Consider the following 21,591-nt stretch of genomic DNA (forward strand, 5'->3'; position numbering starts at 1 on the left):
GAGTCCAGGCTTTTTTTATTGAATGAAGGCATGTGGCCTATCTGTTTCCTCGCCAGAACTCGCGGCTCCAGAGTCGTTGAAATAGCCAATTTCTGGTGCGGAGTGCTATCGGCAAGTACGCGTGAGATTGTTTAATTGATTGTTGATAATAGATATCATCATCCGTCAGGACGAGTGATTCGTAAGAATCTCCTTGCATTACGGTCAAGTCGGCAAACGGCAACTCAGGAAGCCAGTTCGGATGCTTTGCCGCCAAATGCACTTTCAACAAGGCGTTTATAGTTAAGATGGTGTTCGGCTGATAACCTGCCCTGAACTGCTTCTGCGACACACGAAGGGCATAGGCTAAGTAAGCTTTCAACAACCTGGGACCTTCATTCGTTGCTTCCCCGGTGGTTAATTGATCGGGCCATAAGCTAGTGACCACGTAAACTTGCTCACGCGCTCTCGTGACGGCTACATTCAGGCGGTTAGCACCACCCTTGGTGTTAAGGCTACCAAACTGCATCGACAACCTGCCGCGTTCGTCAGGGGCATAGCCAATGGAGAAGACAATAATGTCACGTTCATCACCCTGCACATTTTCGATATTTTTAACGAATAACCGTTCGCTGCGTTCTTTGTCCGGTTCAACCGCGTTCTTACTTGGCGGAAAAGCCCCCTCTTCCACTTGTTCCAGCATCTCTTGGATCAGTTGCTGTTGCTGATAATTGAACGTAACAACGCCAACTGAGCAACCGGGCCTGCCGATGGCTAGCTGATCAAGTAATTTTAATACCGCTTCTGCTTCAGCACGATTTGTATTCTGGTGCCAAACGCCTTTAACGTTCAAATAGTGAATGGCCGGTTCCTGCTGGTTGACATCGTCAAAATAGGGGAGAAGCTGTAATTTGTTCTGGTAAAAATGTTCGTTCGAGAACGTGATCAAATCCAATGATCGACTGCGGTAATGCTCCGTCAGGGAAATTTGAGGTAACTCTTGCGCAGCCAATTCAAGTAGCGATTCGACTTCAAGGGCGGCAGCAATCGTTTCGTCTTCCAGTTCAGACTCGCCCAGCTGAACGCGATAAAGATCACTGGGTCGTAGCTGTTGGTTGTCACCAGTGACGACCACCTGTTTCGCGCGGAAAATGGCCGGGATACCATTCTCCGCGAAACACTGCGACGCTTCATCAAAAATGACTAGATCAAATAGGCCTTCCTGTAACGGAAACATGGCCGATACGGCCTCCGGTGAGGCCAACCAACAAGGAATCAGCTTAAACACCTCATCGGCAAACGTATTCATAAGTTTCCGAATGGGCCAGATGTTACGCTTCTTGGTCGTCTGATGAAGGAGATCACGATACGTGACAATATTGTTCAGGCGATTAAACGTCAGATTTCGATACGTCTGCTCCCGCAGCTTAACCAGTAAGATATCCCTGCTTAATGATTGTTTGCGTTGAACGCTTTCCTGTAACACCTCTTCCGTCTGTACCAGCCTAAGCGAGGATACGCTACTCAATTCGGGGTGTTTGCGTTCTATGTGATCGATCCAGGCCAGACGAAGGGAGTTTGTGAAGGTGTCAACCCAATCAGGGGAGTCAACCGTTTTGAGTCGTTCAAACACGAGTTGTTCCTGGGCGGAGAAGGTCTCCAGGAGTCGGTCCGACTCAACCAATAAGTCGAAATCCTGTCGAAGTGACTGCCTGAGTACAGCTGTCGAAGCCTGGTTCTGCCAGATATCTGCCAGCTGATTTTCCGTCAAATAAACTTGCGAGCTTACTTGTTGTGTTATTACGACATTGACAAGAGTAAGCAGTTGATTAACCGTGTCACGGAATGTCGTTCTTGTCAACCAGGCCGATAAAGGTAATTGACGAAGTACCTGAATCGCGGCCAAACGCTCAACAAGATGAATCGCGCGCTGGAGTACACGCAAACTGGTTGGCGAGTCCGAGAGGGGTAGCGAAGCCAGGATGGGGGCAGCCTGCTGTTTGCTAGCTTCTACCTCGATTCGTTGAGCAATCTTACGTTCCAGCGTTCGTAAGTCCTGCTCTGACAAAGTCAGGTTATTGGATGTCGCTACCGCCTGAAGTTGGGTCTTACCCCCATTAATCAGTTGCCACCAGTTCCAGCGTATCCACGATGAGCGAGCTTGTCGCGCATCATTCAGCATCGTACTGAAATTTGGTATGTCGGCAACAGACAGACTTGATTCAGGTCCAGGATGAGCCAAGGCTGCTTCCCAGTCAGTGGCTAGTGCTTCGAATCGTACTTCGCTGACAGCAAAGGCTGAGTGCGTTGGATTGTTCCGTAAATAATGAACGAGCGGCCAGAACTCTGCTTCGCCAGCCGTATCCAGAAGCGTCAGTAATGCTGTGAGATCCCAATCGTGCGCCGACCAGTCAGCCAGCTGAGTTAACGTCAATGCCTGACCGAGGATGTCAGTAGTTTGTGTATTCGTAAGCTGAGCCGTAACTGCCCACTGGTCAATAGCCTGATCGGCCTTGGTTAAGTCTGATGGAGAGAACTGGCTAAATCGTACGCGATCATGCCAAGGATGAGTTACGGGCAGGCGTTGCCGGTAATTGGATAAGATGCGTAACCGCTCAGTGAAGTTATCCACACTGTCAACACGGAAATGTGGATAACTTTCCGATACGTCAATAGTGGGAGCGGCCGGATCAGTCGTTAAGTAGAGTTCTTTAATCGAAACCCCGCAGTCGTCAATCGTGAAAAGTGCCTCTTTGATCGCTTGAAGGGCCGCAACCGACTCATCGATTCGGCGGCTCTCCTGATCAAAATTTCGCTCGAGCAACACCGCGTTCAAGCTGTTATTCTGTTGCTTATACCTATCCAGTTGTTCGATCTGCCCGGCAATTTGGGCATAAAGCGCCCGACGATCATCCTGAAAATCATGGATCAACGCCAGAAAAGAAGCCATGCCTACCTGTCGAAGACGTTCCTGTACGACGTCGAGCGCGGCCCGTTTCTGACAAACGAGCAACACCCGTTTACCGTTGGCCGCGGCATCGGCCATCAAGTTGGCGATAAGCTGTGATTTACCCGTGCCGGGCGGTCCCTGCACAACCAGCGACTGACCTGATTTTACTGCTCGTAAAGCGGCCTCCTGCGACGCATCGAGCGGTAGTGGTGTATGGATTTTAGTCTCGGGCAGCGCGCGGGCAGATGGTGACTCAGCAGCCGAAGAGAACAACCCAAAATCGTTAGCATCCGCTGTATCATCTGCCGAATTTTCAATTAGTGCGTCATAATCAGGCACGAGAAATGACCCGGCTTGAGGAAAGATGCCTAGCACTGCTTCCTGATACAGCTTCAGCTCGCCCGTTCGCTCCAGTTGCCCGAGACTTTTGGCTGTTTGGTTATCGAAAAAGTGAAGCGTATCGGTAAAGAGATCCTGATTGAAGTTAATCTCCAGCGGACTTGACTTCAGCCATTCGTAGAGCTGGGTACGGAAGACGAGCGGATCGCGGTCAAACTCATCGACTGTCTTATCGAGGATATCGTCCGGAATTTTAACCTGATTGAATTGACCATATGCCAGCGCAAACGTTGGATTTATAAACGCAGATTCGTCACCACGTCTTAATAATTTCCAGAACTTACCCTGCTGCTCGACCTGCACAGGAAAAAAGAGTAATGGCGCATGAATGACCGTGTCGTCCAGAAACTTACCCCGCACGAACGGCCAGCCAACGTATAGATCTTCCGTACCACGCTCTTCGGTTATGAACGTAGCCGTACGGGCAATACGCCGAATTCGCTTACTGACGTCGTTGCTGCGTTCCTGCCTGGCATCCAGTACTTCGCATACGGTTAGTGAGTGTTTTCTGGCAAGCAGTTCAGCCACTAACGTGAAGGATGATTTGTTGAGCAGAAAATCAGCATCATGCAGATCCAGGAACTGGCTGGCTGGCAGACTCGTCAGGAGTAACGACCGGTTTCGGCTGCTCAGGTTGGTCAGGCGTCGGCGAAAGGCACGGAGAATAGCTGAACGACGATTCATTCGGTTAGTTTAACGGACTATGACACCCCAGGGGCGTAAACGCAAAGACACAGTCCGTCAAAATAACCATAAAACTTATACGGGGTCGCCAGTCGATTCGGATTTCTTCTCTGGAATCAGTAACGAGGCTAGAATACTAACGCCCAAAATACCGACGATGATGTACAAGGAATAAACGGGTTGGAAACCAATTCCGGCGAGCCAGTGCTCTGCCAGCATTTTAGCGCCAATAAAGGTCAGCAGAACCGCCAGGCCCACTTTCAGGAAGCGGAACTTGCTCATGATGCTCGATAAGAAAAAGAACATCGACCGTAACCCCATGATGGCGAACACATTCGAGAAGAAAACAATGTAGGGATCCTTTGTGATCGAAAAAATGGCCGGTATAGAGTCAACGGCGAACACCAGATCCGTAAAGGCCACTACGATAACGATGATGAACAGGGGCGTTACAAATAGCTTATGATCGGACTTCCGGCGGATGAAGAAGTTGTCCGATACGTTACGGCCATAAACGTTCAGGTACTTGCTCGCGAACCGAACGACGGGGTGCTTGGAAGGGTCGATCTTTTCATCTTCTTCACCCTGAAAGAACAGTTGAATGCCGGTGTAGACTAGGAAGGCACCGAACAGATACATAATCCACTCGAACCGTTGAATGAGGGCCGAACCGAGAAAAATAAAGACAAAGCGTAGAATGATAGCTCCCAGAATTCCCCAAACCAGAATTTTCTTGTAGTAACGCTGATGAACCCCGAACGAGCTGAAGATCAGAATAAAGACAAAGATGTTATCGGCTGATAGCGAATACTCGACCAGATAACCCGTGATGTATTCCAGCGACATGTTGTTCTGAAAGCGCTCCAGACTGGCGGTAAAATCACCCGGCACTAATTTTACGTGGCTGGCATACCGCCCCCGAACTTCCTCGAGTTTGGCCATATCGGTAATGCCATGAACGAGGTAGCCGAAATTCTTCAGGAAAAAATAGAACCCAATGGACAAGGCAACCCAGATGGCACTCCAGATAGCCGCTTCCTTAAACTCGACAACGTGACTTTTTTGTTTGGTGAACGCTCCCAGGTCGATGGCCATGATGAGCAGAACAAAAGCAGCAAAGGCTAGAAAAAACAGGACTTCGTTAGATAGCATGATCAATAAGGCAGACAGAGAATCAACACCTTGACGGCGAAAAAGTTGACTTTAATCGACAAATCTACGTCCAATCCGCTGAAGCTACTGGCTTCGTTCTGCAAAAAATTGGCATAATGCCAGCAACCCGTTAGTTTTGGACTATGTTTAATAATAAAAAAGTTATTGTCGTGATGCCCGCCTACCGGGCAGCGCTGACATTGGGACGTACCTACCACGAAATCCCGTTTGATCTTGTTGATGATGTAATTCTGGTCGATGATGCCAGTCCTGACAATACGGTTGACGTAGCTCGGCAATTAGGTATCCAGCATGTGATCCGACATGACCGGAACAAAGGCTACGGCGGCAATCAGAAAACCTGTTATGCCAAAGCGCTGGAACTGGGCGCTGATATTGTTGTAATGCTACACCCTGATTATCAATACACACCAATGCTGTTGCCCGCCATGATTTCCATCATCGGCAATGGCTTGTATCCAGTCGTTTTTGCCTCCCGGATTCTGGGGAAAGGGGCACTCAAGGGTGGTATGCCCATGTATAAATACATTGCCAACCGGTTTTTGACGCTGGCTCAGAATGTACTGATGAACCAGAAACTATCGGAATACCATACCGGCTACCGGGCTTTTTCGGGCGAAGTACTACGCAGTCTGGATTTTACGCATAACTCCGACGATTTCATTTTTGATAACGAAATGATCGCCCAGATTTTTTATAAGGGTTATGAGATCGCTGAAGTGACCTGTCCTACCAAGTATTTTGAAGAAGCCTCATCAATCAATTTTCGCCGAAGTTCGATCTATGGATTGGGCGTTCTGCGCACGTCTTTATACTATTTTCTTACGAAACTAGGGCTAATGCGCTGGAAGATTCTGACGTAGCATAGGCATTACCTACCGCTGACTCATCAACCATCGCTTCGAGAACCATTGCTTCTAACGTCAGACCTGGCCCGAAAGCGCAACTCAGAATATTGGGCCGATTGGGATCGAATTCAACGGCTCCCGACCGAAGGTCGTCCCAGACCGATTTCAGCACGAATAGTACCGTTGCCGATGACATGTTCCCAAATTGCTTCAGTACGTTATAGGCATAGTGGTCGTCTTTTGCCGTAATGCCAAGCTGCTCTTCGATGACCTCCAGAATTCGACGGCCACCAGGATGCAGGGCATACTGACCAATATCGGCTAACGACAAATCGCACTGGGCGAGCAGCCGCTTCATAAGCTGTCCGATGCCGCGCTGAATGTGGTTGGGCACTTCAGCCGTTAGGGTCATTTCAAAGCCAAAATCACTAATGTGCCACGCCATGGCATCCTTACCTTCGGGCAACAGGTCACAGTAGAATGACCGAAGCCGGAACGATTGTTCGGGCCGCGGCTTACTTTCGACCAGAACAGCCGCTGAACCATCCGCAAACAACGCATTTGAGAGGAGATAGTCCGTTTCGGTCTTTTTCTGGAAGTGGATAGTGCATAATTCGACACAAACGACCAGCACTTTGGCGTCCGGCTCTGACCGGACAATTGCGTTTGCGGCTTTCAGTCCATTGAACGCACCATAGCAGCCCATGAAATTGATCGCCAGTCGTTGCGTTGTTGTTGGCAGGCCAAGGGCTTCAATGATCTCAATATCCGGCCCTGGCGCATACAAACCCGTACAACTGACCGTAATAAGATGCGTAATGGTTTGCGGATCGAAATCGGGGTAACTGGCAAAGCAACTCTCAATCGCTTTTAACGCTAACGGTACAGCTTCCTGACGGTAAATACCCATTCGCTGGGTCACCGTCGGAAACGGTTCCATACCCGGCGTGTTCGGATAAAAGGTAAACTCGCCCATCGACCGCGTATAATCGGCCATGACCGTATGCCGCTTCTCGATACGCGTGTAGCGGTACAAGGTCATTAACCGACGCCGATCACGTTCATCAAATTGAAGGAGGTCGGCCATAAACTCGGCTGCATGTTGTTGAGAAGCGTAATAAGCTGGTACGGCGGTACCAATAGCGTTGATATAACCGTCTGATTGAGATTGCATTAGAGCCATTCGCCGGAGCGTTCATTTATTCTGGAGTGCCATTGGTGGTATAACTATGCTGATTGCCGAAAGTTCTTTAAATTGAGGCTTCTATCAAAAACAAGCCATGACCGCCCGTACCATTTGGCTACACCTGCGCGTACCCTTCTCCTTTTTCCTATTGCCGATGTTCTGGTTTGCCGTCAGCCAGTCTCCCTCGCCCGACGTTGATAAGTCAATAGTAGTACTACTGGTCGTCCATCTACTGCTCTATCCGGCCAGTAATGCGTACAATAGCTATTTTGACAAGGATGAGGGCAGTATCGGTGGTCTGGAAACACCGCCACCCGTTGACAAAGACTTGTACTGGGTATCGTGGGTGCTGGATGGTATCGCCTTATTGCTTGGCATGTTCGTTAACTGGTCTTTCATACTGTATTTGCTCGTCTATGGATTCGTAACAAAAGCCTATAGTCATGATCGTATCCGACTCAAAAAGTACCCGATTCTTAGCTGGTTCCTGATCAGCATTCTCCAGGGTGGGTTGACCTATACCATGACCTATATAGCCATTAATGATTTACCAGTATCGACCATTACGGAGCCTAAGCTTCTGTTCGGCGGGTTACTGGCTACGTTAAATCTGATGGCGTTATATCCTGTCACCCAGGTTTACCAACACGAAGAGGATGCCAGCCGGGGTGACATGACCATCAGCCGGATGCTGGGTGTGCGGGGAACGTTTGTTTGTGCGGTTGTGCTCTACTCGCTGTCTCTGGTTGGCTTTTACCGGTATTTCGAGGGGAGTTACGTTGTGTTGATCTATCTGGCGTTCTTGTTACCGGCAGTCGTTTTCTTTTTGCGTTGGTTTTGGCGGGTGTACCAAGACAGTAGTTTCGCGAATTATCGTACAACTATGCGCATGATGTGGATCTCGAGTATCGGTCTGAACAGTTTTTTCTTAGTTTTAATCGCTCTAACTCATTCGTAATCAGTTTTCAGAGAAAATTTAGACAAAAAATGATGATTTTTTTTCGGTGATAGACTTGACAAACGACCAAAACCTTCTAATTTTGCATCCACAATTCGCCGAGGTAGGGCGGATGACAAAATGCGAAAGTAGCTCAGCTGGTAGAGCGCGACCTTGCCAAGGTCGAGGTCGCGGGTTCGAACCCCGTCTTTCGCTCCACGAAAAAAGGCACCGACCAACGGTGCTTTTTTCGTAAATGTCCGCTCCGGTGGAGAATGGAATGCCGGGATGGTGGAATCGGTAGACACGCCGGACTTAAAATCCTGTGGGCCTCAAGCCCGTGCGGGTTCGACTCCCGCTCCTGGTACAACGCCCTCTAAAAAGGGAAAACGAACGCTTAGTAAAAGCCCTGATAATCAGGGCTTTTATTGTTTTAGTGCTTTTCAGTTTTCTGTTGATTTGATCTTGTTTTATTGCTTTTTGTTACTCATTTGGTACTTGGTTTTGCAATTTATTTGTATGTTTATCAACGGATTACAACATCCAAACAGAGGTAAAATAGGGTACGGCTATCAAACTCAGGAAAAAGCCGTTAGCAAGCGGTAAACTCAGCCTCTACTTAGATAATTGGGATGGGCTTACGATGGTGCGATGTAAAAATTTTGCAGTGGAAACACATTCATGGATGCTCTCTCTAAATGACTCAGTAAAAAACAGGCAAGCCCGTTATCATCAACCTTAATCCTACTTCAATACGGCTCTCAGGACAGAAAGGCAAGCCAGAGGAGGCCGTTTTTACTCTCCCCTCTCATACAGGAACGTTGAATGCATTACGTTACTGAAGAGACCGGGTGAGCATTAACAGAACTGTTACATTCCATGTCGCGCGCCACTCGTTTGCAACTAATCTATTGATCTACGAGACCGATGTTAAAACGGTTTCTTCTCTCTTGGGACACACCAGTCTAGAGCATACACACAAGTATGTCAGGGTTGTTGAGTCTCTCAAACAAAACGCTGTTAATCGTCTACTTGAGATTGATCTGTGATCCTAAAATGGCAATGAGTTACGAAGAGATTAGTGGCTTAATCAAAGAGATAGATAACTTGGTTTGTGGTGAAGGAATCTACTTGTCTACTTGGTACTTAGATGAGAAAGAGGAATTTGGCCAGATGCTGCACAGCGCATATTACAGTAGCTGGTGGAGTGATAATCAACTGAAACATATTTATGATTATGAGAATTATTTAGAAAATAAACTCCTGACGTCTACGTATGAAGAAAGAAAAGTGACTCTTGCAAAACACAAGGAACTTTGGCTAACGCTAATCCAAAAAAGCGAGATGTCCAATGTCTATCATACTCCCAATGACAAGGACTTATATAATCGTCTCATACCTTTAGCGAGAGCAGAATATGTGATTCCCCTAAACTCATATAATTTCATTCCAGAAAAGCTTTTAGAAGCACATAAACTTGACCCTTCAATTGAGTTGGTTAGGCATGAAGTTATGTCATTTGTAATTATATGGAAGAAGGAACTGATAAGACGTTACCATCTTATTAATCATTTACAGGATATATACACAACAGGGGGGGGCACTTGCAATGATTGGTTGGAATGGACTATAGACTCAAAACAGATAAAACAATTAATATCCTTAATTAAACGATATTTTTTAAATAGAACTGATACAGACTTGATTGTAAATATTCTTATAGGTCAGGAGCAGGGAAATATCGTATGGGTCAAAAGTACAGAAGCTCTTGTCCACTTATTCACTCTTCTTGTTGAAAAAAACTATCTTATAACAAGAGATTGGGGAATGGTATTAACCCGTCGTTTGATGTTTTATAGCAAGCAAGGCAACCTTATTAACAATAGAAATATAAATGCGACACTTTATAGAATTAGAAATAAGGAAATTGTATCAAGAGAGCAAAAGTTAATAACGAAAACTATCGAGAGATTTGATCTGATAAGGTAATTATAACCAAGTTGCGGTCCCGGCTTATTTTGTAAGTATTTGATTATTAATTAAATGTAGTTATTTTGTTTATCTCGTAGTAGGTACTTTGCTTTTTATGCCATTTTCTCTATTTTCTTTGCTCTCGTTATAACATTGTTTAGTTAACCGGGCTTGCAAGTCCATTTTTTCAAACGTTTAAACCGTCTGAAGGATGGATACAATCACAATGAGCGGGGCTGATCTTAGCCAGCAGTTACAGGAGCATGGGCAACAGTTGGCCCGTATTAAACGGCTATTGGCCAGACAAAAGGAAACGCTGATCTTAGAGGAGGATTCAGCCTATTCAGGTAGTAGTAAGAGCTACATCTATGAGCTGACCTCAACGGGGGCTATCCCGCATTACAAGCCAGAATGTAAAACTATTTACTTCGATCGAGCTGAGTTAGTCAGTTGGCTAAAGCGTAATCGGGTTAAGACCGTTCAGGAAATTGAACAGGAGACCACAACTTTTGTACTGGTAAAGGGGCAAAAAGGAGGGGTAAGCAAATGAACTATATAACTGCTTACTACCGCTTTGAGGTTCTGGCTAAAGAAATCAGAACAATGAATGGGTTCAAGAGTCCAAACCGCTTGGATTGCACCCTAACGCATGACCCTACAGGGCATGGATTACTGCCACTTTTTCAGCGCAAAAATGGGATGCTGTTTTTCTACCTCATTCCTGCAAAGGAAGTGGTGAAGGCCAACAGTAAGCGACGGGCAACGTATGTTCTGGGGGACGGTAATCAAAACCTATCTTCCTTATACTTCGAGCATTCTGAGTTATCTCATTTGGCCTATGGGTACTGCAATGGCAAAGAACGTTTGAGTGATGGTCGACCAAACCCGGCTATGCCCTACAAACATGACGCTTTGCTAATGGTGTGTAATTGGCCTCAGCAGGTTATTGAGATATTGATTGTTAAGAACGGGAAACCGCTTATTGAGAATCTTTACAACCTGTTGATTGATGGGAAGTTTGACGAGGAGTTAAGCCAGCTTAAGAAGTTGGCAAGGCCGTACTACCCGTACAAGATGCCCTGAGCTATTATGATACGGCTCATTTGTTTTTGCCAGCAGAACGGGCGGGGAGAGTGGATCTCCCTGCTTACGTTTCTGCCTCACTAGAGCGCATTACAGAACACTATCACGCCAATGGCCAGCAATCAATAAGCGGTTACTTCAACAACCTCAGAGTAAATACGGGCGGGGCGGGTGTATCAGTCAAAGGTAGTCTAATCACAGTAACAACTTTGGCAACTTAACCAGACAGGATACTCAGCGAGTAATTGAACAACTCTGATGCACTCCGCCTGCCCATCAACCGGGCCAACGTTGGTCGGGTCGATGTGTGCAAAACCATGTTGACAAAGCACCCGCCAACGGTGTATCTGGCTGAGTTGGGTTTGTGCCAATCCAATACTATGCCCGTTTAGGTCAGCCTAAGAGCATCCGTTACCAGAATGGTAAGCGATGGCATTCTACGATAAACAGGCAGAGGGCAAACATGCGGGTTTAATGATACCGGCTATTTAATCCGATAAACCTTTCGTCAGGAGAAATAGTCTGATCGTCCGCTTGCCAGATAGCTGTGGCCGTGTGATCAACTGAAGAGCCGCCGATCGAACTGCAACCGCCTAAATAAGCGCGAAAACGGCTAATGAACAGGTGTGATACAGCGGAAATTTTCGACCAATTGGGGTCGCTAGCGCTTTTAAAGGCAAGACGTAGCAAAGGGATCACGGGATTAAAGTCGTTTGTGGCTTGTTCCACCAACGGCTTAAGTCCCGTGATCCCTTTACCGACTGTCTCTACAAAAATCAAGTTTACCGACTGCTGAACGAGTTCTTTGAAAAATTACTGCTTGCCTTACCTCTTCCTCGTGCGCTTGTTTCTGGATAGGAGGGTAAACGCAACGGTCGTTATGGCGGCTCCAATGAGCACTTTCTTGATCAGGCCGTTTCGATCATATTTCCAATCGGCTTGCATACCCTTCTCGGCAAAAATGTTGGGCACACGACCTCGTCTAAAATCATCGACAATGCCTTCCACCACGTTGACCCGGTCAGCCAGCAATAACGGTAACCAGTGGCCGTATTCAGACTCACTGAATCGGAACGCAAACCGACGAATCTGACCGCTAAGTCCTGAAGGCGGAGTGGATGTACCAAATACCGCACTAACAGTAGGCCGTTCGATGGAGCGAAGTACTTCAATGTCGACGGGTTGTTGTTCTGGCCGATCCCAGGTATGCCCCGTCTGCTCATTGTCGGTACGTAGTTTGATGGGATAGGTGGGATCGTTTTTAGGGTCCGCATCAATGCCCCAGCCCAGAATATGTGAATAATCCTTTGCTTTCTCTTCTATCGTTTCCATGATACGTTGGGTTTAGCTTTTGGTCGAAGGGATGAGAACGGGCTTGATGCAGTTGTCCAGCTTATTGGCAAAAATGTTGTAAGCATCCGCCACATCCTCCAGCGGCACCCGGTGGGTAATCATCGCTTTAGGATTGAGAATACCGTTTTGCACATGCTCAATTAGCCGGGGGAGCAACCGTTTTACCGAAGCCTGATTCGCCCGAATCGTAATGCCCTTGTTCACGACGTTTCCGATCGGGACCAGATTGTCGGTAGGACCGTAAACGCCGACGATCGAAACAATACCCCCTTTTTTAACGGAGTTGATCGCCCAGTGCAGGGCCGTTGCCGAACCGGCCTGTATCAGTAACTTACGTCCGGTGATGGTTTGCAGAGCACTGCCAGCCGCTTCCGCGCCTACCGCATCAATACAAACGTCCGCGCCCATCCAATCGGTTATTTTCTTGATGAATACCACCGGGTCGTCCATCTCCGTGAAATTGTAGGCCTCACAAGGCGCGTAATTGCGCACGAATTCCAGCCGGTATTCGACCTTATCGAGTACAATGACGCGTCCGGCTCCGAACAACCAGGCGCACCGGGCGGCCATAATACCCACCGGGCCCGCCCCAAAGACCACAACTGTATCGCCCGGTTGTATACCGCCCATTTCAGCCGCCTGATAGCCTGTTGGTACAACGTCCGTTAAGAGAACGGCATCATCGGGGTCCATATCCGGCGGAATAACTGTTGGGCCAAAATTGGCGTAAGGGACCCGAACATATTCTGCCTGACCGCCATCATAGCCACCCGCTGTGTGCGAATAGCCGAAAATGCCGCCTACTGCCGAGGCCTGCGTATTTGACTCGTGACAGTTACCATAAAGGCCTTGCTGACAAAACGTGCATTTTCCGCAGGCAATGTTGAAGGGAACCAGTACCTGGTCACCAACCTTGATCTTGTGTACTTCTGGCCCAATCTGATCCACTATGCCAATAAATTCATGGCCAAAGGTCATCCCAACGCGTGTGTCGGGAACGTTGCCGTTGTACAAATGGAGATCAGAGCCACAAATACAGGAGCGCGTAACCCGTATAATAGCGTCCTCGGGGTGCTTGATCTCGGGGTAAGGTTTGGAATCAATGCGGACTCGTCGAGGCCCCCGGTAATTCATGGCTAACATAGGCTGCGTTCTGATTAGTTGTTCGATTTATTGATTCGTTCCACTTCCTGATGATTGACGGCTCATCTTCGCGCCGGATTTCTTACTCGGGCTGGTGCCTCCCTGACCGCCCGTCGATGAACCGTTTCCTACGGAAGATCGAGGGGTAGTCGGCGAGCCGCTTTTAGCGTCTGCGCGGCTTTGCCGTTGTTCCTTATCTTTCGAGTAGGGAACGCCGTTGCCTTGCGTCTGGCTCGTATTGGCTTTTTCGGCATAATTTACGGGTGCGGCCCCGCGTTGCCCTTTGCTGACGCTACCCGACTGAGCCTGACCACTTAGTTGGCCGCCCAGTACAAGGAACGTGATTATAGCTGCAATTTTTTTCATGTGTTGAGTCGCCAGCTTACACTGGGCTTTACTGGGTATTCGTGGGTTACATTCGGTCTAACCAACGGCTATATGGCAGGAAGACACGTAAAGGACCGATTCCCGGTTAGGCAAAGGCTAGTTCGTACAAGTGTCACGACATCGGAGCTTGACTAGTCTCTGGGATCTCGCTTGTCGCTTATCGAATCGATAACCAGCTTCGCCAAACTGATCGAGCCTTGCTTTATTGTTGCTATATCACCGGGCATCTGGGCCACTACGCTGAACACATGGTTATTGAACAGTACGTGCAGGGATTTTTTGCCCGGCTCCCAAATGGCTTTATCGCCTACTCCGCTTATAGCTTGACCGGTAGGCGTGTCTTTTGCCGTGGCGGTAAGGGGTGGCGTCGGGTGCGTTATACCTTCGAGGGGAGCTGATGGGTCGGCACCGCGCGTCGAATCCTGCTTCGCGGTGGCAGTTGTTGTGCTGGCTGGTACTTCCGCGCCCGTACCCGATGTGATTGGGCCAGACAGGGGCGGCTTGACGGCGGTATTCTGGTTGATCGCTTTATTGGCCTCCGGCTCGAACAACTTATTGAAAAAGTATTCCGACTGGTAGACCGATTCAAAGGGTTTTTCGCTTTCCAGATGGAAACCAATCTTGTTCGAACCCCACCGCAACTCACAACTATTAAGTTCGCTAACTTTCTCTAACTCTACCGTTTCACCTAACTGGAACAGATTCCGCACGAATTCTTCGGGCAGGTAGTTGCAGGGTTCCTGGTAATGATAATCGGTGCTGAGCAGGTAAACTCCCGTAACTCGTCGAGCTTCGTGCGCGTCCCCCAAACCAGCGGCACTGCCGGTATCCATGTTATCGCGGTCTTGCGTCGAGCAGGCGACTAAACTCATCCCGAGAAGTAATACGTTTAGTTGTCTCGTGCTCATTCCTGAAAAATAAAAAGTAACAGACCGATTGGTTGATTGTACAACTGCCCCGCTCAGAACTAGCCCCACTCTGTCAAGGCTATTGTGAGGATTCGGTCACGAGGCCCGCAGGTACTTTCAATCGTTAATCCGTTACCTCATTTCAGATCATGTCCTTCAATCATTTACGCAAAACCAGCGGTAGTGCAGTCGGTTGTGCGCTGGAGTTTGCCATCCTTTAGCCGACTCCAGCACTACGGTTTGATCCAACCGATGCTTGTTTCATTTATAAATCCAGTACGATATGAAACCAATACCAACAAGAGTTCACGGATTGCTCGACTACACGACGGGCGCACTGTTTATGGCATCTCCCTGGCTGCTTGGCTTTGCCAGCAATGATGCAGCCCGTCGTGTTGCTGTTGGTACAGGGATTGCCGTAATTGGTCTATCAACGCTGACAGATTATGAGGCCGGTTTGTCCAAACGAATTCCGATGGCTACTCACCTGACTGTCGATAGATAGAGTGGTGTGTTGGTAGCCGCTTCGCCCTGGTTGTTGGGGTTCGCCAAACGGATTAGCTGGCCACATGTTGCGTTTGGCTTACTCGAACTAGGGGCAGGATTAGTAACACAGAGCAAGCCTGCTTACGATCAATAAAGGCCGATCGAATATGTACTACTGCCGAGTCTGGGCTGGACAGACCCAACCGCTGGCTACCGGGAACCCTCTATTCAGGCACGTCGTCGTTAGTCCTTCTTGAAGTCAGCCAGTGTTCCCCGGATAACGGTGCGCAGCTTACTGTTTTTAAGTGCCAGATTTCCGTCTTTGTCGATCAGTTTGCAACTCATTGTTACCAGGAAAGGCGTATCCTTTTTATCGAACAACATCTTGGGCAATAAGCTCAGTGACTGACCCGGTTTGACTGTAACGGGAAATACAACCGGCGTGGTTGCCTGCTTCCTGATCAAGATCGGCTCGGGCTGATAACCCTGGGCAATTTCCTTACCATCGATTGACACCGTGTACCGCGTATCGGTAAATGTAAACGCGAACGTGTTGTCGTTGGTTATGGCTACTTTCGCAGCAACATCGGTGCGCTTTAGCCCCAGTTTGCCGAAATCGATGTCTTCAATTTTGATCTTCGGCAGGTAGTAGGTCGGTAACCGGCGCGTAATAGTTGGACTAAACGTGCGCTTACCCAGAATGGGTATATCCAGATCAAAGCGACTACGAATAGTGTAGGTCGTGCTGTCGATATCCTTCCTGTCTAACGTTTTCAGCACTTGCATCAGCTTTTTATTGAGCACGGTCACGGGCAGCGTCACATAGCTACTATCGCCTGATTCTATGGTAATGGGCTTTGCATACGTATCTTCGACGATGGGTGTGTTGGCCATCAAAATTGTATAAGACAGCCGACTGGCTTTAAAACCTACCGGTAATGGGTTGTCGATGAGCATCTTTACCGTCATCTTGATTCGGTCGTCATCGATATCGTCTATGCTGAGCGTACTCATCTCAAGCCGGGGTTTAAGCGTGTTGTCATACGGACCGCCTTCGGCCACAGCGTTGCTCTTCAACCGACTGTACCAGATATACGCACCAGCGATACCAATCAGCAGCAGTGCAAGCGCAATAATCCATCCTTTTTTCATAGCGTCCGTGGTCGTAAAATTTTGTTTAATTCTATAGGTATGCCCAGTTGTGTCAACTATGGCAAATGGAGTAGCCTGTCGTGTGTGTTAATCCCACGGTCGGGCATTTACTTGGTCGTGTGTAGATGCATATACGCCCTCTTCTCGCCGTTGCTACATCAGGTAGGCTGGCTAACGGGCCATTTGGCGTACGCGTTTTAATCTTGTGCCGGATGGTAAGCAGATAGAAGCTGCAGCTACAACCAGTTGTGTAGATAATAAGCAGGCCATCCTGTAAAAGAATGGCCTGCTTCATTCAGTCAAAAAAACGCTTCAGAAGAGCAACGGGATAAGTACCTGTTGGCCCATCCTGGCCCTCGCTTTACATTTTCATCTCGATTTGTTTCGCTACTTTCAAATGCGTTTTCACGAGTGGGTGCGCGGCTTTACCAATTCCTTTCAAACTGGCATCAGAGGCTGTTGAAACAACCGTTGACATCACTTTGTCGAGTTTTTCATGACCTTTCACACCACTTTCATCCATATACATTTTATCCAGAGCTGACCCCGAAGCACCCTGCATTTTGGTGATTATGGCCTGCGTTTCTGCGTCAGGCTCTGATGGTAAGATGACTCCTTTAGCACTGGCAATCTCCTGCAACTTTGCGGACAAACCCGTTTGTTCGTCTACTTCGGCCTGAGCGAATTGACGTACTTCAGGGCTGCTGGCTTTTTGTACTGCCACGCGGCTTACTTCCAGTTGCATCATACCGCCCTTGGCTACCTCCAGCATCAGGTTTTGGTCCGCACTGGAAAGCTTAGCTGGCGTGGCCGCTACCGCACTTACAGCCGCAGCTCCTTTTTTATTTTGGCTGTCAAATTCAGCCTTAGTTTCTTTACCGACCATCGTGGCCGTACCCGAACTCATGCTGCCGCTGTTCTGCTGGGCGAATGTCGCTCCGGTTACTAGCAAGGCCATCAACAGGCCCAGGCTCATTGATTTGGTTTTCATAACGTGCACTACTTTCTTGTGAGTTAACTACTAATTGGACCGGTCTAACGGTTAATCTTGTACGATTGTTTAGTGATGTATCATCCTGTGAGCGAATGAGTTCCGCTGTGACCGTTACCTAACTTTCGTCATCAATCACCAACCACAGACAGGAATGCCAGTGCTGGTCTTTTCCCCGGTCAGGTCTTGACATTCGCTCTCTTTTCGAAGGGCTTATACAACGAGAGTTCATACGAAAACGATGTTTTTTCGTCGGATTAACGCGGATAACTAAACTGGCCTTATTCTCCCGTTTCAGCGTCAGGTGCATCGACTGTTTAGATTCCGGGGACCTTTTCTGGCATAGACCAATGAACAACATCAGGACGGAGAGACCCGGAAGAATTTACTCTGCCAGCTTTGCCGCGATTGAAACCAAAATCTGTTCAGGAATGGCGAAGGAATGTGTCACATGCCCGTTCCTTCGAAGGTTCTATGCATTGTCAAACGATTCGGCCGAACGGAGGTAGTGTGGCGTGTATCCGTTAGCACCAACAAGCTACGGGCTTTAGAACCGCCAAGTGAACCAACACTAGTTTTAGGCAAGATCCACAAACAACGTATTCACAGCCCCCTTTCCCCGGTCAGAAACAAGCCTTTCCGGGATCGGACGCTGATATGCAGCCTAAAGCAGACCACAGTGAGTAGTCTTACCGGGGTTCAGGCAAGTTAACAGGACGTAAAGCACGGATCACCGGGGAGACTCCCGCATTGGTCGGGCCGTAGTGATTGCCTTTGACCGCGAAGGTGCTGATTTCTTACCTCAATGAAAACAAAGATGCGCAACAAACAGCCCGCTACGTAGAAGCAGCCGGCCAGAAAGCTGTGCTCGTGCCGGGCGACATCAGCGACGAAAGCCACTGTCAGCAGCTTATCCAGCGCGCGGTCGATGAATTGGGCGGACTGGATATTCTGGTCAATAATGCGGCCTTTCAGATGGCGCACGAATCGTTGCAGGAGATTTCTAGTGAAGAACTGGATCGCACGTTCCGGACGGTAGTCCGGCCTTGATGATGGGGTTCATCCAGGATAGCCAGCTTCATACGTCATTAGAACAAACCCGTGACCGGCATTTCAACGTACCAAGTGCCGACAAGAAAAAGAATCGTGCCAGCATTCCCGCCCCTCAAAGCCAGCCGGGTGCCGATGCCTGGCAAACCGGTTCCGTTACCCAACTACCTGCCCTTATGAAGCGAAAACAGCATTAAGTTTTCGTGGTATACCCGCTCTTGACGCTTACTCGCCTGAAGGTCGTTTGACGTAATCGGCCAGATTGACGGGCGTACCAAAATCGGGCGATCCGTCGGTTTTCCAGCTAAAAGGCTGCATCCGGGCCGATCGGAAATCGCCACAGCCCTGTCCTGGTGCCGCATTAGCGTGATAAACCAGCCAGTTTTCTTTAGCATCGGGCGTTGTAAAAAAACTATTGTGGCCTGGACCATAGGTGCTGCCGCTGGCATAAGGGCCAAAAACCGGGTTTTGCGCTTTTGTCCACGAAGTTTGAGTGGCAAGATTCGCACTCGTGTCGGCAGAAAGTTGACCCAGGGCGTACTGATCGGTCCCGCAGAAACTGGCGGAATAAATTAGAAAGACCTTGCTGGCGTGGGGCAGAAACTCAGGCGCTTCGTTGACGCCAAACCCCTGCTTTTCCCACGTCAGTTCCGGCGCAGACACGCGAACACGTGGCCCTTCTGCCGTGTAGGGATTCGTTAGTTTACAGATATAAATGTTTTGTGAGCCGCCAAGGTCGTTTTCCCACCCTGACCACGCGTAATACAGCTGGCCATTGATCTGACCCAGCGTACCGTCGATAGCCCATTTGTTGTCGGGTAGGTTGAGTTGTCCCCGATCCGTCCAGGTTCCGGTGGTTGGGTCAGCCGCTTTATTTTCAAGCACAAACATGCGGTGAGTAGCATCGACGCCATTGTTATCCGCTGCGTAATAAATGTACCAGGTGCCGTTGACATTGTGAAGTTCGGGAGCCCAGATGTCGCGGGAGTTTGGGCCGGTGGTGGGCGGTGTCCAGACCGTAATGGGTCGGGCTGCGCTCAAACGGCTCATGCTGCTCGTTTTGTAGATACGCAGGTTGTTGCCGGTGGTATGCATCACGTAATAGAATCCGTCTTTGTAGGCTACCCAGGGGTCGGGGGCGGGGGAGAGGATAGGATTTCTGAATTTGCCGGTCGTATCAACGGACGTGACAGGCGGGGTCGGGTCAGTATTGGCAGTGTCGGTTGATTTACAGGCTATCACCAGTGCCACTACTAGCAGGAAAAGGTAATGTTTCATCGTTGAGAAGCAAGGCTATAAGCCAGCGGCCCGCCGATCAACGTAGCCATAAAACGCTGCTTCGTTGGGTTAATCGCCGGGTCGCTGGTCTGGTAAATCAATAGTTCGGGTTTTGCGTCAGGTTCGGGTTCAGATCGCGGTCGAGTTGGGGAATAGGAAGCAATTCGCTTTTTCCCTTCACGAACGTGGAGAAAGCCGGGTCACGACTAGCGAGCTGCGGACCTAGATCACCCCAGCGGGCCAGATCGTTCCAGCGGTGGCCTTCCCCTGACAGTTCGGTTACCCGCTCGTGTTTGAGCTGCGCCAGAAACTGAGCCTGGGTCAGACCGGGCATAGCCGTGGTCAGCGTGCGCAAACCGGCCCGCTGGCGCACCTGATCGACGTAGGTATAGGCCTGCGTCGTTTTGCCGGTGGCATTCAGGGCTTCGGCGTATAGCAGCAACACATCGGCGTAGCGAATGTACCGCCAATTGTTCGGCGAGCGATACCCTTCTTCGTTTTTCCAGTGATCGTTCTGGAACTTGCGGAACCACACGCGCTTGTTATCCCGCCCGTACCGCTGGGTGAACGTCTGACCATAAATCAGCGTTGAATCCGGACCTTTCACGTTGGTCGAGTCAAAGAAAAAAGACGCTTCCAACCGTGGATCGCGGGTACCCGTCGTTGTTTTTTCGTAGAACTCACGCGTCGGCCACCGCTGTGCTTCCCCATCCGACCAGCCGATGGAAGGCGGACCGAAAAACTGAGCGATTGACGTGCCGTAGTTCTGGTTGGGCGTCTGGCTATCATCGTCGGTGTACTCCGCCGTATTGATCTGAAACTGCCATTCAAACACCGATTCCCGGTTGTTTTCGGTGGTGATCAGAAAATTCTCGCGGTAGTTGGGCATCAGCGAATACACCGTTTTGCCCTCCCCATCTACCAGCCATTGCAACGGTGTCAGTGATTCGGTGTATTTCTGCTGCTGCATGTAGGCTTTGGCCAATAGGGCATAAGCGGCTCCTTTCGTCGCCCGTCCCAGATCAGCATTGCCGTAGGTAGTAGGCAGTATGGCTGCGGCATCGGTCAGGTCTTTTTCGATCTGTGCCCACACCTGTGCTGTTGTCGACGAAGCCGGTTTGTCCCCAACGACCGACGTTTGCAGGATCAGCGGTACGTTTCCCCACAGCGTGACCAGGTGGTAGTAATACATCGCCCGCAAAAACTTAGCCTCGCCAATGTAGCGGTTCCGCAGGGTCGCGTCCATCTGAATGGTCGGTACATTGTCGATTACCTGATTGGCCCGGTTCACCCCGATGTAGTTATCATTCCAGATGCCAACGGCATTGCCATAATTGTAGTCCGTGATCAGAAACTGATCCATGTTGTTCACAATATCGGTAGCCGGACTCTGGCTGCGGCCTTCATCGGATCGAATAATGTAATAAAAAGGCAGCCAGCGGGATATGCCGCCCCGGTGTGTGGTACTGTACACCGCGTTGACCCCCGCCAGTGCATCGGCATCGGTTTTCCAGAACGATTGAGCCGTCAGCTGATTGGGGTTGACGATATCTAAATTTCGGTCGCAGGCCGATAGCAGCGATACGGCTACCAGTCCCAGACATATAAAACTATTTTTCATGGATGCGATTCG

21 protein-coding genes and 2 tRNA genes are annotated in these 21,591 nt (G+C 49.2%); 12 read left to right on the forward strand and 11 right to left on the reverse strand.

What is annotated here, in order from left to right; genetic code table 11:
- Positions 1 to 37 precede the first annotated feature (37 nt).
- Both GK091_RS01075 and GK091_RS01080 read right to left on the reverse strand, forming a co-directional pair.
- Positions 38 to 4,012 carry an AAA domain-containing protein gene (locus GK091_RS01075; RefSeq protein WP_164034792.1) on the reverse strand — a complete coding sequence of 1,325 codons (3,975 nt, stop codon included), beginning with the start codon at positions 4,010 to 4,012 and terminating at the stop codon, positions 38 to 40.
- 75 nt (positions 4,013 to 4,087) lie between these two features.
- Positions 4,088 to 5,164: a TerC/Alx family metal homeostasis membrane protein gene (locus tag GK091_RS01080; RefSeq protein ID WP_164034793.1), complete on the reverse strand. Its 1,077-nt coding sequence runs from the start codon at positions 5,162 to 5,164 to the stop codon at positions 4,088 to 4,090.
- Positions 5,165 to 5,307: 143 nt separating this feature from the next.
- On the opposite strand from GK091_RS01080, the gene GK091_RS01085 reads away from it, so the two are divergent.
- Positions 5,308 to 6,048, forward strand: a complete 741-nt coding sequence (locus GK091_RS01085) for a glycosyltransferase family 2 protein (protein ID WP_164034794.1) — start codon at positions 5,308 to 5,310, stop codon at positions 6,046 to 6,048.
- Here the strand turns inward: GK091_RS01085 and GK091_RS01090 are convergent.
- Positions 6,008 to 7,207: a type III polyketide synthase gene (locus tag GK091_RS01090; protein ID WP_164034795.1), complete on the reverse strand. Its 1,200-nt coding sequence runs from the start codon at positions 7,205 to 7,207 to the stop codon at positions 6,008 to 6,010. The two genes, GK091_RS01085 and GK091_RS01090, sit on opposite strands and share 41 nt — an antisense overlap.
- A gap of 106 nt (positions 7,208 to 7,313) precedes the next feature.
- On the opposite strand from GK091_RS01090, the gene GK091_RS01095 reads away from it, so the two are divergent.
- The 8 genes from GK091_RS01095 (at position 7,314) to GK091_RS01130 (ending at position 11,602) form a co-directional block, all read left to right on the forward strand.
- Positions 7,314 to 8,177, forward strand: a complete 864-nt coding sequence (locus tag GK091_RS01095; protein WP_164034796.1) for a UbiA family prenyltransferase — start codon at positions 7,314 to 7,316, stop codon at positions 8,175 to 8,177.
- A gap of 122 nt (positions 8,178 to 8,299) precedes the next feature.
- Positions 8,300 to 8,375: transfer RNA gene (locus tag GK091_RS01100), tRNA-Gly, on the forward strand.
- A 63-nt stretch (positions 8,376 to 8,438) separates the two neighbouring features.
- Positions 8,439 to 8,523 (forward strand) — tRNA-Leu (locus GK091_RS01105).
- 484 nt (positions 8,524 to 9,007) lie between these two features.
- Complete coding sequence (locus GK091_RS30000; RefSeq protein ID WP_164034797.1) at positions 9,008 to 9,205, forward strand: tyrosine-type recombinase/integrase; 198 nt, start codon at positions 9,008 to 9,010, stop codon at positions 9,203 to 9,205.
- Positions 9,206 to 9,218: 13 nt separating this feature from the next.
- Positions 9,219 to 10,145, forward strand: coding sequence for a hypothetical protein (locus GK091_RS01115; protein ID WP_164034798.1), 927 nt, complete (start codon positions 9,219 to 9,221; stop codon positions 10,143 to 10,145).
- Positions 10,146 to 10,338: 193 nt separating this feature from the next.
- Positions 10,339 to 10,677 carry a helix-turn-helix domain-containing protein gene (locus tag GK091_RS01120; protein ID WP_212592936.1) on the forward strand — a complete coding sequence of 113 codons (339 nt, stop codon included), beginning with the start codon at positions 10,339 to 10,341 and terminating at the stop codon, positions 10,675 to 10,677.
- The gene (locus GK091_RS01125; RefSeq protein WP_164034799.1) at positions 10,674 to 11,210 is read left to right on the forward strand and encodes a hypothetical protein; all 537 of its coding nucleotides are present in this window, start codon (positions 10,674 to 10,676) and stop codon (positions 11,208 to 11,210) included. The genes GK091_RS01120 and GK091_RS01125 overlap by 4 nt, the downstream gene beginning before the upstream one ends.
- 245 nt (positions 11,211 to 11,455) lie before the next feature.
- A complete protein-coding gene (locus GK091_RS01130; RefSeq protein WP_164034800.1) occupies positions 11,456 to 11,602 on the forward strand; it encodes a hypothetical protein in 147 nt (48 codons plus the stop codon).
- 433 nt (positions 11,603 to 12,035) lie between these two features.
- Here the strand turns inward: GK091_RS01130 and GK091_RS01135 are convergent, their stop codons facing one another.
- The 4 genes from GK091_RS01135 to GK091_RS01150 all read right to left on the reverse strand — a co-directional run bounded on the left by GK091_RS01135 (position 12,036) and on the right by GK091_RS01150 (position 15,001).
- Complete coding sequence (locus GK091_RS01135) at positions 12,036 to 12,542, reverse strand: hypothetical protein (protein ID WP_164034801.1); 507 nt, start codon at positions 12,540 to 12,542, stop codon at positions 12,036 to 12,038.
- A 12-nt stretch (positions 12,543 to 12,554) separates the two neighbouring features.
- Positions 12,555 to 13,706 carry a zinc-dependent alcohol dehydrogenase gene (locus tag GK091_RS01140; protein WP_164034802.1) on the reverse strand — a complete coding sequence of 384 codons (1,152 nt, stop codon included), beginning with the start codon at positions 13,704 to 13,706 and terminating at the stop codon, positions 12,555 to 12,557.
- Between the two features lie 27 nt (positions 13,707 to 13,733).
- Positions 13,734 to 14,072, reverse strand: coding sequence for a hypothetical protein (locus GK091_RS01145; RefSeq protein WP_164034803.1), 339 nt, complete (start codon positions 14,070 to 14,072; stop codon positions 13,734 to 13,736).
- Between the two features lie 152 nt (positions 14,073 to 14,224).
- The gene (locus GK091_RS01150; protein WP_164034804.1) at positions 14,225 to 15,001 is read right to left on the reverse strand and encodes a hypothetical protein; all 777 of its coding nucleotides are present in this window, start codon (positions 14,999 to 15,001) and stop codon (positions 14,225 to 14,227) included.
- A gap of 283 nt (positions 15,002 to 15,284) precedes the next feature.
- Here GK091_RS01150 and GK091_RS29510 point away from each other — a divergent pair, with 283 nt between their 5' ends.
- Positions 15,285 to 15,506: an SPW repeat protein gene (locus tag GK091_RS29510; protein ID WP_246202109.1), complete on the forward strand. Its 222-nt coding sequence runs from the start codon at positions 15,285 to 15,287 to the stop codon at positions 15,504 to 15,506.
- Between the two features lie 224 nt (positions 15,507 to 15,730).
- Here GK091_RS29510 and GK091_RS01160 read toward each other — a convergent pair whose 3' ends face one another.
- Together GK091_RS01160 and GK091_RS01165 are read right to left on the reverse strand one after the other, a co-directional pair.
- The gene (locus GK091_RS01160) at positions 15,731 to 16,639 is read right to left on the reverse strand and encodes an NDR1/HIN1-like protein (RefSeq protein WP_164034805.1); all 909 of its coding nucleotides are present in this window, start codon (positions 16,637 to 16,639) and stop codon (positions 15,731 to 15,733) included.
- 361 nt (positions 16,640 to 17,000) lie between these two features.
- A complete protein-coding gene (locus tag GK091_RS01165) occupies positions 17,001 to 17,630 on the reverse strand; it encodes a DUF4142 domain-containing protein (RefSeq protein WP_164034806.1) in 630 nt (209 codons plus the stop codon).
- Between the two features lie 786 nt (positions 17,631 to 18,416).
- Between GK091_RS01165 and GK091_RS01170 the strand changes: the two genes are divergently transcribed.
- Both GK091_RS01170 and GK091_RS01175 read left to right on the forward strand, forming a co-directional pair.
- On the forward strand, positions 18,417 to 18,680 hold the full coding sequence (locus tag GK091_RS01170) for an SDR family oxidoreductase (RefSeq protein ID WP_317166259.1): 264 nt from the start codon (positions 18,417 to 18,419) through the stop codon (positions 18,678 to 18,680).
- Positions 18,680 to 18,877 carry an OBAP family protein gene (locus GK091_RS01175; RefSeq protein ID WP_164034807.1) on the forward strand — a complete coding sequence of 66 codons (198 nt, stop codon included), beginning with the start codon at positions 18,680 to 18,682 and terminating at the stop codon, positions 18,875 to 18,877. The genes GK091_RS01170 and GK091_RS01175 overlap by 1 nt, the downstream gene beginning before the upstream one ends.
- A 28-nt stretch (positions 18,878 to 18,905) precedes the next feature.
- Here the strand turns inward: GK091_RS01175 and GK091_RS01180 are convergent, their stop codons facing one another.
- Together GK091_RS01180 and GK091_RS01185 are read right to left on the reverse strand one after the other, a co-directional pair.
- Positions 18,906 to 19,958, reverse strand: a complete 1,053-nt coding sequence (locus GK091_RS01180) for a glycoside hydrolase family 43 protein (RefSeq protein ID WP_164034808.1) — start codon at positions 19,956 to 19,958, stop codon at positions 18,906 to 18,908.
- A 97-nt stretch (positions 19,959 to 20,055) separates the two neighbouring features.
- On the reverse strand, positions 20,056 to 21,579 hold the full coding sequence (locus tag GK091_RS01185) for a RagB/SusD family nutrient uptake outer membrane protein (protein WP_164034809.1): 1,524 nt from the start codon (positions 21,577 to 21,579) through the stop codon (positions 20,056 to 20,058).
- Positions 21,580 to 21,591: the final 12 nt, after the last annotated feature.

Source organism: Spirosoma agri, from assembly GCF_010747415.1.
Taxonomy (GTDB): Bacteria; Bacteroidota; Bacteroidia; order Cytophagales; family Spirosomataceae; genus Spirosoma; species Spirosoma agri.